Annotated in this window: 7 protein-coding genes; 3 read left to right on the top strand and 4 right to left on the bottom strand. The window is 63.7% G+C overall.

Translation table 11 applies throughout. The features are described from left to right. Window positions 1-43: 43 nt before the first annotated feature. The 4 genes from P0Y65_01930 to P0Y65_01915 form a co-directional block, all read right to left on the bottom strand. The gene (locus tag P0Y65_01930; GenBank protein ID WEK05035.1) at window positions 44-4,375 is read right to left on the bottom strand and encodes a translocation/assembly module TamB domain-containing protein; all 4,332 of its coding nucleotides are present in this window, start codon (window positions 4,373-4,375) and stop codon (window positions 44-46) included. Next, a complete protein-coding gene (locus tag P0Y65_01925; protein WEK05034.1) occupies window positions 4,375-6,222 on the bottom strand; it encodes an autotransporter assembly complex protein TamA in 1,848 nt (615 codons plus the stop codon). The genes P0Y65_01930 and P0Y65_01925 overlap by 1 nt, the downstream gene beginning before the upstream one ends. A 293-nt stretch (window positions 6,223-6,515) precedes the next feature. Next, entirely contained in the window at window positions 6,516-8,465 is a 1,950-nt protein-coding gene (locus P0Y65_01920; GenBank protein ID WEK05033.1) for a MacB family efflux pump subunit, read from the bottom strand. Then, on the bottom strand, window positions 8,462-9,643 hold the full coding sequence (locus P0Y65_01915) for an efflux RND transporter periplasmic adaptor subunit (GenBank protein ID WEK05032.1): 1,182 nt from the start codon (window positions 9,641-9,643) through the stop codon (window positions 8,462-8,464). Before P0Y65_01915 ends, P0Y65_01920 begins: the two co-directional genes overlap by 4 nt. A 179-nt stretch (window positions 9,644-9,822) precedes the next feature. On the opposite strand from P0Y65_01915, the gene P0Y65_01910 reads away from it, so the two are divergent. The 3 genes from P0Y65_01910 (at window position 9,823) to P0Y65_01900 (ending at window position 12,388) form a co-directional block, all read left to right on the top strand. Further along, window positions 9,823-10,599: an SDR family NAD(P)-dependent oxidoreductase gene (locus tag P0Y65_01910; protein ID WEK05031.1), complete on the top strand. Its 777-nt coding sequence runs from the start codon at window positions 9,823-9,825 to the stop codon at window positions 10,597-10,599. 3 nt (window positions 10,600-10,602) lie between these two features. Then, a complete protein-coding gene (locus P0Y65_01905; protein ID WEK05030.1) occupies window positions 10,603-11,403 on the top strand; it encodes an endonuclease/exonuclease/phosphatase family protein in 801 nt (266 codons plus the stop codon). A gap of 91 nt (window positions 11,404-11,494) precedes the next feature. Beyond that, window positions 11,495-12,388 carry an aromatic ring-hydroxylating dioxygenase subunit alpha gene (locus tag P0Y65_01900; protein ID WEK05029.1) on the top strand — a complete coding sequence of 298 codons (894 nt, stop codon included), beginning with the start codon at window positions 11,495-11,497 and terminating at the stop codon, window positions 12,386-12,388. Window positions 12,389-12,413 lie beyond the last annotated feature (25 nt).

Below are 12,413 nucleotides of genomic sequence, written 5' to 3'. Positions count from 1 at the left end.
ATGACTTGCGCGCTCCCGAGCGGCAAACCGGATCGGGCAGCACCTAGTAATCCTTCTCGTAGAATACGCCGAGGCTGGAATCGCCATCCTGCCCCGCCGCGCCCGTGACCTTGAAATCATCGGTCACGTCGAGGTTGATGGTCACCTTGCTCTGGCCATTGGCACCGGCCTGCACACCCAGATAGACATTGTCCTGGATATAGGTGCCAGCCTGCACGCCGACATTGCCCTGATCGTCGGTCACGACATCAAGATCGGCCAGACCAGCTGCGCCGCGCAAGCCATCGACAAGACCGTTTCCGCCACCGACCAGCTCGGCAGCCGCACCGGCGAGCTTTGCCAGTTGCAGCGGCGACAGCTCGCCCATCGAGCGGTTGAAGATCAGCCGGCTCAACACCTCGTCCTGCGGCAGGGCCGGGCTTGAGGTGAAGCTGACATCGATGTCCGAGGCACGTCCTGACACGGTCACGAAGACCGTGACATCCTCGCCCTCGGTGCGCGCGACGAAATCGAGGAAGGGATCAAGATCACCGACCAGCGTCACGCTGCCGCTTTCGAAGGTGATGCGCTGGCCAAGGATAGCCAGTCGCCCACGGTTGAGATCGAACCCACCGACCGGCTGGATATTGTTGATCGGTCCCGTCAGCCGCACCGAACCACCCACTTCCGCATCGAGCCCACGGCCGCGAATGAAGATCTGGTTGGGCGCGTTGACATTGACGTCGAGCAGCACGCCCGCCGGGCGCGTCTGCGGGATCGGCGCGCCGGAGCGATCGTCGATCTTGGCCCGCTGCAGCGTCTGTTCGACAGCAATCGGCGTGCGCACATGGTTGACGTCGATCAGTTGTGCCCCGCCGCCAAAGCTTTCTGGCACGGTGATATTGGCCTCTTCCACCAGCACATCGCCGCTGAGCAGCGGCGAACCGGTGAGATTGCCGGTCAGCGCCAGATTGCCCGAGGCCGTGGCGACGAAGAGATTGCCATCGGCATAGCGCGCAGAATTGAGCGCCACGCGGATATCGGCCGGCAAGCCACCCGAGAGGCCCACCGTGCCCGAAGCCGAAATCGAACCGCCCGTGGAAAGCTCTGCCGACAGGTTGTCGATGGAGAGACTGGTGCCATTAAGGCTCGCCGAACCGGTGATGCCCTGCAGCCGGGCATTGAGTTCGGGATCGACATAGCCGGCGCCGGCGGTCGAGACGCGACCACCGAACTGCGGCGACGACAGACTGCCCGTCACCTGCGCATTGATATTGACCGTGCCGCTCAGCTGGCCGCCGCGATCGGCGACAAACTGATTGCCCAGCGCCAGGGGTGCCGAACCAGTCAGCGCCAGGTTCAGCCCATTGCCTTCGAGGGGAATGCGACCCGAACCCGAAATCGTGAGGCCACCCGAACCATTTGCCGAGAGCGAGGACAGCGTCACCACGCCATCGCGGAAGGAACCGGCCGTCGCTGCCGAGAGCGGGGCAATGCCGAAGCTGCTGATCGCCGCCGCATTGACACTGGCGACCTGAGCTTCAAAACTCACCTGCGGATCGCTGCCCGTGCCTCCGATGGTGACCCTGCCGTTGAGCGTACCGCCGAGGTCCAGGTCAGGCGCCACCGTATTGGCGATCGACAGCGGCAGTGCACTAACGTCGAGCCGAAGATTGAGCGCCTCGCCTGCCGAGCCGCTGGCCGTGATCGAGCCCGAACCCACGTCGAATCGTACCGCGTCCAGCGACACGCTGGAGCCTGCCACCTGCAGCACGGTCGGCTGCGCCAGCCGGGCCGAGAGCTGGCCCTGCTGCAGCGCCGCGCGATCGAGCGCCAGCCGATAGCCGCCCTCGACCGGCGCCAGCGAACCGGCAATGTCGACATCGGTGCCAGTGGCGAGGGCCGCCTGCGCATCGAAAGAGGTCGTCGTGCCATTCTGATTGGCCCGCGCCGTCAACGTCGTGACATCGACGCCCGCAGCAGAAATATTGCTGGCATTGGCCGTGCCATCCACCACCGGCACGCCGAAGAGATCACCGATCGTCGCACTGATATCGGCCGCACCGACGCGAATGTCATTGACCAGAAGATCGCTGACATCGCCGCGCAGGCTTGCGCCCTGCTTGCCATCAGCCGGCGCCAGGTTGATTTCGGCATTGACCGAACCCGTGGCCTCCAGCAGCGCCAGCGCTGCCGGCACGGAGACATCGGGCGACACCAGCGACAGCCCGCCGGTGATCATCCCGGTCAGCGTCTCGCGGCTCAACCCGCCGCTGATCCGCGTGCCCGCCGCCTGGAAATCAAGATCGGCCAGCGCCTGAACGCTGGGCGTCACGCTGACATCGGCGGCCAGACTGGTGCGGAAACCATCGAGCATCGCCTGCCCGGAGATAGTGCCATCGAGCTGGTCCCCGACATAGCGCCCGTCAAAGCCCAGCGTCGCGCCAACCAGATTACGCTCGGCCAGCGAGCCTTGCGGCACATCGGCATCGAGCACCAGATCGATCCCGGCCTCCGCCGTGCCCTTGGCCGTGCCCTTGACGGTCAGCGGTCCGCTCGCCTGTTCGGAGAGCAGCGCAATGTCGCTCAGCGACAGGTCGAAGGCAAAATCGGCCAGCGCCGAGGAATAGGTCCCATCGGCGAGAATCTGCACCTGCGGATTGGTGATGCGGAACTGCTCGGCCGCAAGACCGGCCTCGGTGCGCGCCACGCGACCCGACAATTGCACGGTCCCGGCCAGCAGTCCGTCAGCGAGCTGATCGTCAATCTGCAGGTTGTTACCCGTACCATCCAGCGTCAGGTCGAAGCCGCCGCTCAGCGGCATGATCGAACCTGTCGCATTGAGCGACAGCCCACCATTGAGCTCGCGCCCGGCAATTCCCGAGAAGGGCGCAATGCTCGAGGTTTCCACCCCGACATTGCCGTTGAAGTCCAACCCATCAAGCTCGCCGGTCAGCGCTGCCGTCAGTGCTGCGCCTTCGATGCGGAATTCGGCCAGCTGCACTGGTTCGCCGGCATTCCACAGGCCCGCAATCCCGAGGCCAATGCCATCGCCCAGCGCCACCTCGATCTCTTCCGAGCCCGAAATGCCGCTCAGCGTGCCGTCGCCATTGAAGGTCACCCGCCGCGTCGCCGGGTCGCTGAGATTGGCCGCCACGCCGCCCAGGTTCAACGCCAGCGTTTCCGCGGCAAAGCCATCGGTCTCGAAACCGGTCACATTGAGCGTGGTCGACCAGTCTTCGCCCGTCTCGCCGAAGGACACGGCCAGCTGCGCCGAACCGACCTTGGTGGCATTGCCGGCTACCGGCAGCGTTACCGGACCACCAGCCGCATCGGCCACCACCGCATTGAGGGTCAGCCGACGCAGGAAATTATCCGCCGTCGTATCGACGGCCGCTTCGAGAGACAATTGCCCGCCCGAAAGACGCAGGCCGGAAATGGAAATCCCGCCTTCCGAGCGCACCAAAGCACTGGCGGTCAGCGCCGTCTCGGCGCCAAAGAAGGGACGATAGGGTTCGGCGATCAGCGTCGCCAGCGGGCCCCGCAGATCGGCATTGATGGCAATGCCGTCGGCCTGCTGGTTGATCGTCGCCACACCCGACAGCGCCGTCTGTCCATTGGCCTGCAGCTCCAGCTCGGTGCGTAGGTCAGTGACTGCGCCGCTGCCATTGAGGTTCAGGGTAACTGCCGGACGACCGTCGATATTGAGCAGGTTGGCGATCAACCCATTCTCGGGTTCGACCAGCGACAGGCCCAGGTCGATATTGTTGTCAGCCTTGGTATAGGCGACATCGAGCCCCAGCGTGCCACCGGGCCCGTCGAGACGGACGATATCGAGGTTGGTGGTGAGATTGCCGCCTTCGAGCGTCAGCGCACCAGTCAGCGAAATCTCTGAACCGAGGCCGAAAACGTTATCTCCGAAGGTCACCGTCGGAACGCTGAGTTCCTTGAGGATAATTGCCACCGGAAATTCGGGCACCTGGAACGAGCCGGCTTCGGCCGGCGGCAGGTCCACCGCGCCTTCGACCGGCACGGCATTGCGGATATAGTCGATGGAATCGGCCTTGAGCGACTGCACCTCCAGACGCCCCAGGAACAGCGCCGCCTGGTTCCAGGTCAGCGAGGCGTTCGTCACGCGCAGCCAGACGCCCTCGGCGTCCGAAATGGTGATCTCGCGGATCGAGACATTGGAACCCAGCGCGCCGTCGATATTGGAGAGGCGGATGGTCCGTTCCGGCGTCGACAGGCGATCCTGCACGAAGCTGGTCAGCCAGTCCTTCTGCTCCTCGTTGTTCATCGTCAGCACTTGCGTCACGTCCTGCGCCACGGCGGGCGCAGCGAGACCGAGCGACAGGAGGGCAACGGCAACGAGGCGCCGCAAGAACGAAAAAGCCATCAGAATGCCTGCCCTATGCCGACGTAGATCGCGTAGTCTGGATCACCGTCACGCTTGTTGACCGGCAGGGCCACGTCCAGCCGCAGCGGGCCGAGGCCAGTATAGTAGCGCACGCCAACGCCGGCGCCGATCTGCAATTCATCGATCGAGGGGAACCGGTCGGCCGCAACATAGCCGGCATCGATGAAGCCCACGACACCGATGTCGCTGGTCACCTTGGCCCGCGCCTCGAGCGAGCCTTCGACGAGATAACGCCCGCCGGTGACCACACCCGAACCATCATCGACGCCGATCGACTTGAAGCCATAGCCGCGCACCGAGCCGCCACCGCCGGCAAAGAACAGGATGTCAGGCGGAATTTCCGACAGGTCCGGCCCCAGCACGGCACCGGCCTTCAGCCGCCCCGCCAGAACGAAAGGATCATCTTCGCCAAAGCCAAAATAGGTGCGGCCCTCGACGGTCAGCTGCGCGCCCATATTGCCGTAGTTGAGCTCGTAGAAGGGCTCGAGATGGGCCGCGGCATACCAGCCCTGGGTGGCATTGACCTTGTCATTGCGGAAATCGAGAATGGCGTCGCCATAAAGGCTCAACGTCTGGAAATCGCGCGTTCCGAAAACGTCCTCGAAACGGTTGATCTCGAACTTGGTGCCGCCTTCGAGCGTGATCTGGTCCGACAGGTAATGCGTCAGGCCAACCCGCGCCGAACCCGAGGTTTCCATATAGGTGTCATAGACATTGCGCTCGCCCAGGATCGAGGCGACGAGATCGGTATCGGGCGTGAACAGGCCCGGCTTGGTGAACGTGCCGCCGAACATATAGTCGAATTCTTCGGTCTCGATCGGAAAGCCGATGCTTGACACGCGCGCATCGAGACGCAGCCGCTCGGCCTGGCCGAAGAGGTTGCGCCACAGGTGATAGCCTTCCACCCCCAACCCATCGACGGTGGAGAAACTGGCGCCCGCACCGAAGCGGCGACCCGGCAATTCCTGGACGATCAGCTGATAGGGCAGCAAGCCATCGACACCGATCGCATCGGCAGCCTCGAGCCGCGCCGCGCGGAACACTTCGAGACGATCAAGGCGCTTCTGCGCCAGCTCGATTTCGTCGGGATCATATTCCTCGCCAACCGTGAGCCCGGTCTGCTGGCGCACGAAGTCCGGATTCATCCGCTCCGTGCCCGAGACGGTCACATCGCCAAACGCCGCCTTGATGCCTGGATTGACGGTGATGGTGACATCCACCAGGTTGCTCGCATGGTCGGCCACCACGTCGCGGCTGACCACCACGGCCTTGGCATAGCCCTGCTGCCGCCAGGCTTCGAGCGCCAGCGTTTCCGCGCGCAGGATCACCGAGGATCTGGCGACGTCGCCAATGGCAAAGCCGGCATCGACCGGCAGGTCGACCTGGTCCCAGGGATCATCGGTTGCCGGCGCCTGATTGACGATATCGACGCGATTGAAACGGAATTCCGGGCCCGGATCGACCACGATTGCGACATCCACCGGATCGGGCAGGTTGACGTCTGGCGCCAGGTTCGACGCTTCCGTGCCGGCGACGCGGATCGAAACCGCACCGCCATAATAGCCTTCGTTATAGAGCGCGGCGACGATACGGCGATAATCGCCCCGCGCCTTGGCGAGGAGCCCTGCTGCGCCGGATGCCGGTTCGCTCTCGTCGGCAATCAGCGCCGAGGCATTGCGCACGACCGATTCCAGATTGCCCGTCGCATTGACGGTGGCTGTCACCGTATAGGGCTGCGGATCGGCGATCACCGCATCGGCATCGTCTTCATCCTCGAAGAACTTCAGCCCGAAAATTTCAAACGCGGCAGCGGGTGCGGTCGCCATGCCGACACCGGCCAGGGCAACGCACAAAGCGCCAATACTCGTTACCAGACGCGCGATATGCAGTGGACCAATTCCCGCCCGTTAAACTTCAAACCAATAGGCTCAAAGCAAGTTGCCCCAGGGGAGAGAAGATTCAGTTAAGCACCTTCGACCCCAATGCGCTGACCTGACAGCCCCTCCAACAGGCGGTCATTTCATGGCGAGTTTAGGGCCACCCCGGGGCAGGAAACAACCGTCGCGTAGAATTTGTTCCAAATTGACAGGGAGATCGTGGCCGATGGGGCACACAGGTTTTATTCCCGTGCCAGCGCCTCCACAGGGTCAAGCCGCGCCGCCGACCGCGCCGGCATGAAGCCGAACACCACCCCGATGACACTGGCGGAAACAATCGCCAGCACCATGGATTCCAACGAGTAGGCGACCTTGGCGCCACTCATCAGAGTGGTAAGCAGGCTCCCCAGGGCAAAGCTCAGCGCCACGCCCAAGGCGCCGCCGACAAAGCAGACCAGCACCGCCTCGATCAGGAATTGCCGCAGGATATCGCCGCGCCGCGCCCCCACCGCCATGCGGATGCCGATCTCCTTGGTGCGTTCGGAGACGCTGACCAGCATGATGTTCATCACCCCGATACCGCCCACCACCAGCGAGATCACCGCAATGGTCGAGATCAGCAACGTCAGCGTCGCCGAGGTCGATTCGATCGTCTCGCGGATCGTGGCCGTGTTCTGGAGGAAAAAATCCTGCGTGCCGCCATGCAGCCGCGTCAGCAGCTCGGTGATATCGGCCTCCGCCTGGCTCATCGAGTAGTCGTCGCTGACCCGGATGGCGATCTGGCTGAGGAAGGATTGACCCAGGATCCGATCCATCGCCGTCGTATAGGGCACATAGACATTGGCGCTATTGCCGCCCGGCCCGAAGCCCGAGACATTGGCGACGACGCCGATGACACGCACCGGCACATTGCCCAGAAGGATCACCTGCCCGATTGGCGCCTCGCCATTGATGAAGAAGGCATCGGCGGCATTCTGGTCGATCACGGCTTCCTGGGTCCGCTGCGTGACGCTGGTCTGGTTGAACCCCACGCCTTCGTCGAAGGTCCGGCCATTGACCTGGAAATACCCCTCGCCAACCCCCGTGACCGTCGCGTTGGATGAGGTATTGCGGAACAGCACCGTGGCGCTGGCCGACACTTGCGGCGAAATGCTGTCGGCATAGGGCTGGCTCGCCAAGGCCTCGGCATCCGTCGGCAACAGTGTCTCGACACGGCTGCTGCGCCGATCGCCGAAGCCCGAACCGGGATAGACATTGATCGTATTGGTGCCGATCGAGGAAATATTCTGCAGCACCGTCTCCTGGCTGCCCTGCCCCAGCGCCACGACGCTGACCACCGAGGCAATGCCGATGATGATGCCCAGCATGGTGAGGAAGGTGCGCAGCTTGTGCGCCACCATGGCCCGCAGGGCCATGCGCAGCGCCTCGACCCCGCGATCAAATCCCTCGCGCCAGCGCGCGATCCGGCGGATAGTCTCTTTCGAACGGCTCTTTCGTGATGCATCGTCCCGTCGCGTATCGCCGATGATCACGCCATCGGAAATCTCGATCACCCGCTCGGCCTGTGCCGCGATATTGGGGTCGTGGGTGACGATGATGATCGTATGGCCATCGCCATGCAGCTCGTGCAGCAGCGCCATCAGCTCCTTGCCGCTCTTGCTGTCGAGCGCGCCGGTCGGCTCGTCAGCCAGGATCACTTCGCCGCCATTCATCAGCGCCCGCGCCACGCTAACACGCTGCTGCTGACCGCCAGACAGTGCATTGGGCTTGTGATCCAGCCGGTCGCCTAGGCCCAGCCGCGTCAACAGGCTGATCGCCCGCGCGCGCCGCGCCTTTGCATCGACGCCGGCATAGATCGCCGGCATCTCGACATTCTCCACCGCGTCAAGATCAGCCAGCAATTGATAGCGCTGAAAGATGAAGCCGAAATGCTCGCGCCGCAGCTCCGCCAGGGCATCGGCGCCCAGCTTGCCCACGTCGCGGCCGCCGAATTGATAGGTCCCCGAGCTCGCCCGATCGAGGCAGCCCAGCACATTCATCAGCGTCGACTTGCCCGAGCCTGACTGCCCGATGATGGCCACCAGCTCGCCCTGATGGATGTCGAGATCGACATCCCGCAGCACTGTCACGGTCTCGGCGCCGGTCTGAAATTGCCGCGTCAGCTTGCGCAGCGAGATGATTGGATCGCTCACCGCGGCGGCCCGCCCATCATCATGCCCATGCCGCCCGGTGGGCCACCAGCTCGATTGCCGCTCGCCGCGGCGGGCCTCGTCGCAGCACCGCCGCTGATCACCTCATCGCCCTCTTCAAGCCCGCTGGTGATCTCTGCCATGATATTGTTGTTCAGTCCCACCGTGATGCGCCGCGGCTCGACATGCTCCGTTGCCGGGTCATAGACCATCACCATGACATTGCCGTCCGGATCCTTGCGCGTCACGAGGCTTGATGACAGCACCAGCGCATCTTCGGCCTCGTCGAGTACGATGGTCACCTGCGCCGTCATCGAAATGCGCAGCTTGTGGTCGGGATTGGGCACGTCGAATAGCCCGTTGTAATAGATCGCCTCGTCCGCCGTCGTATCATCCGAACTGATCGAGGTCGGCGCCGGCTCAACCTCGCGCAGGGTCGCGTCGATCTGCACATCCGGCTCGCCCAGGATGGTGAAATAGGCGCGTTGCCCTGCCGCGACACGGACCACATCGGCCTCCGAAATCTCGGCCTTGATCACCATCGTGTCGAGATTGGCGATCTTGGCGATAGTCGGCACGCTCTGGTTGGCACTGACGGTCTGACCCACCTCGACCAGCATGGCGACGATCGTACCGGCGCTGGGCGCCGTGATCCTGGTCCGAGACAGATTGAGCTCGGCCGCTTCGACGCTGAGGTCGGCTTGGGTAACCTGTGCCGCCAGCTGGTCGATCTGCGCCTTGGCGGCATCGACGGCGGCCTGCGCCGTTTCGAGATCGGTCTGCGATACCAGCCGATTGGTGCTGAGCTGCTGGTTGCGCAACAGTGCGGCTTCTGCTGTTGCCAGCACCGCCTCCTGATAACGCTTCTGCGCCTCTAGCCCGAGCAGTTCCGCCTGCGCCGTCTTGATCGCATTTTCCTGGTCGAGGCTATCGAGTTCGACCAGGAGGTCCCCCGCCTTCACTTCCTGGCCCAGGTTGACATGCACGGCCTTGATCCGGCCCGACACTTCCGCGCCCACCGCCACCAGCGAATTGGCCTGCAGCACGCCCGAAGCCAGCACGGTCTGCTCGATATCACCGCGCCCGACCGTCACCGTATTGGGCACTGTCGCCGCTTCCGGCTGCACCATGAAATACCACCAGGCACCACCACCGGCGCCCGCGGCAACAATGAGGGCCAAGGCCCATCTCGCAAACGTCTTCAAGCTCAAATTCCTGCATTATGACGGCTGCAATCTACCTCCTATAAGCCACAGCTTCACCTTAGGACTTGGTAATTCTCGATTACCATTGCGTAAGGTTGACGGCACCGTACCCGCCGGTCCACCCTGACGTCCTCTCGACCATCAGGATCTGTTTCATGTATTCGCTGCTCGACCCCAGCCGCTTCGTCGTCTTCATCACCGGCGCCACCTCCGGCTTCGGCGCCGCCGCCGCGCGCCGCTATGTCGCCGCCGGTGGCAAGGTGATCGCGACAGGCCGCCGCAAGGATCGCCTGGTCGAACTGCAGAATGAACTGGGTGCCGAAAACTGCCACATCGCCGAGCTCGACGTGCAGGATCGTGGGGCCATCGACGCCGTCATCGCGTCCCTGCCCGAGCCCTTCGCCAATATCAATATTGTCCTCGCCAATGCCGGCCTGGCGCTGGGCCTGCAGCCCGCTGCCGAAACCGACATCACCGACTGGGAGACCATGATCGCGACCAATGTGACGGGCCTCGCCTATACCGTCCGCGCGCTGCTGCCCGGCCTCATCGCCCGTGGCGGTGGCCATGTCGTGACCCTGGGTTCGGTGGCCGGCGACTATCCCTACCCGGGCGGCTCGGTCTACGGCGCCACCAAGGCCTTCGTAAAGCAGCTGGCGCTCAACCTGCGCTCGGACCTCCAGGGCAAGAATGTCCGCGTCACCAATATCGAGCCGGGCCTTACCGAGACCGAATTCTCGCTCGTCCGCTTCAAGGGCGACGAGAGCAAGGCAGGCAAGCCCTATCAGGGCACCAAGGCGATGAATGCCGAGGACATTGCCGAGACCATTTTCTGGTCCACCTCGCTGCCGGCCCATGTCAACGTCAACCGCCTCCAGGTCATGGCCACCACCCAGGCTTTCGGCCCCTTCGACATCTATCGCGAAGGCTGATCCGTGCGGATTGTCTCGCTCAACACCTGGTCTGGGCGTCTCCACGCCGAGGTGTTGAGCTATCTTGCCGGGATCGGCGCCGATATACTGTGCCTGCAGGAAGTCTCGCGCACCCCTGACACGCCGGACGACTGGCTGATCTATCGCGAACCCGGGCTCGAGCTGCCGCAGCGCGCCAATTTCTTCGACGAACTGGCCAGTGCCCTGCCCGACCACGACGGCTTCTTCCTGCCAACGGCCAGCGGGCCTTTGTTTCATGGCGAGATACCGATCCCCTCGCAATTCGGCCTTGCCACCTTCGTGCGCAAGTCCCTGCCCGTCATCGCCCAGCACGCGGGATTTGTGCACGGCCACTATTCTCCGGATGGCTGGGGCGAGCATCCCCGCGCCCGCAACGCCCATGCCCTGCGCATCGCCACGCCCGACGGCAAGACCATCACGGTGGCCCAAATGCACGGGTTGCGTGAACTGACCGGCAAGGGCGATTCTCCCGCCCGCGCCGCCCAGGCCGAAGCCTTCGTCGACATCATCCACAAAGGCTGGCCCGGCGATGAACCCCTCATCGTCTGCGGCGACTTCAACGTTCTGCCCGACAGCGTCACCTTCGCCACGCTGGGAAAACTCGGCCTCACCGACCTCGTCACCGGCCGCGGCCACACCGACACACGCACCTCCTGGTACGAGAAGCCCGGCCGCTACGCCGACTATCTGCTGACGACGCCCGATGTGGAGATCATCGCCTTCGACGCCGTTGCCAGCCCCGAAGTCTCCGATCACCGCGCCCTGCTGCTCGATATGCGTTGACCATGAACAGGGCGCATGGCCCATTCGATCAACTTTGCGCTGACACGGCCATGTCATGCGCTTATGCTCGGGCGAAACGTTGAGACCGTCCATGCCCAGCATTGATCCCATCACCCGTGACCTCTGGCAGGTCATTGCCGCCACCAATGAAATCGCCGTCGGCGTGGTCGAAACCACCCTGCTGCTCGATACCCGCCTGGCGCTGACCCGCGACAGCGACGGCAATCCTGTGGTCTGGCGCCGGACCGATGAGGAACAGGGCGACGAGATCGACCCCGAAGCCATTCTCGATCGTCTCCCCGCCATCACTGGCTATGGCTATATCTGGACCAGCCTCGGCAAACCGCCGGCCGAGCTTTTCCCCATTCCCGAATATGCCGAGAGCGATCGCGTCAACATGAGCTGCGGCTCGATCGGCATCCATGTCTCGGCGCCCCGCGCGGTGGAAAACTTCCTCGACATGGGCCATTTCCCCTATGTCCACACTGACATCCTCGGCGCCGAGCCGCATACCGAGGTCAAGGAATATGACGTCGAAGTCTCCGAAGAGCGCGACGAAGTTCTGGCCACCAAGTGCAAGTTCATCCAGCCCATGGCCGCCAAGTCGGCCACCGAGGCCATGGAAGTCGAATATGTCTACCGCGTGCCCCATCCCTTCTGTTCGGTGCTCTACAAATCCTGCCCCGAAGACGAGAGCCGCCGCGACGTCATCGCCATCTTTCTCCAGCCTATGACCGAGGAACGCTGCCGCGCCCACCTGCTGCAATCGATGATCGACTCGACATCGACCATCACTGACCTGCGCCGCTTCCAGCAAACCATCTTTGGCCAGGACAAGCCGATCCTCGAAAACCAGTTTCCCAAGCGGCTGCCACTGGATCCGCGGGCCGAAACGCCGATCCGCGCCGACAAGTCGGCCATCGCCTACCGCCGCTGGCTGAGCCAGAAGGGCATCACCTACGGCACCATTCCCGTCGCCGGCTGATGCTGCGCTGTTTGCCCCGTACGCC

Source organism: Candidatus Devosia phytovorans, from assembly GCA_029202405.1.
Classification (GTDB): Bacteria; Pseudomonadota; Alphaproteobacteria; order Rhizobiales; family Devosiaceae; genus Devosia; species Devosia phytovorans.
This window is presented reverse-complemented; position numbering and strand designations above follow the sequence as displayed.

Excerpts from the sequence above, each read along its gene's own strand:
- P0Y65_01930 (WEK05035.1), bottom strand. The coding sequence starts at position 4,375 with ATGGCTTTTTCGTTCTTGCGGCGCCTCGTTGCCGTTGCCCTCCTGTCG.
- P0Y65_01910 (WEK05031.1), top strand. The coding sequence starts at position 9,823 with ATGTATTCGCTGCTCGACCCCAGCCGCTTCGTCGTCTTCATCACCGGC.
- P0Y65_01900 (WEK05029.1), top strand. The coding sequence starts at position 11,495 with ATGCCCAGCATTGATCCCATCACCCGTGACCTCTGGCAGGTCATTGCC.
- P0Y65_01925 (WEK05034.1), bottom strand. The coding sequence starts at position 6,222 with ATGGCGACCGCACCCGCTGCCGCGTTTGAAATTTTCGGGCTGAAGTTC.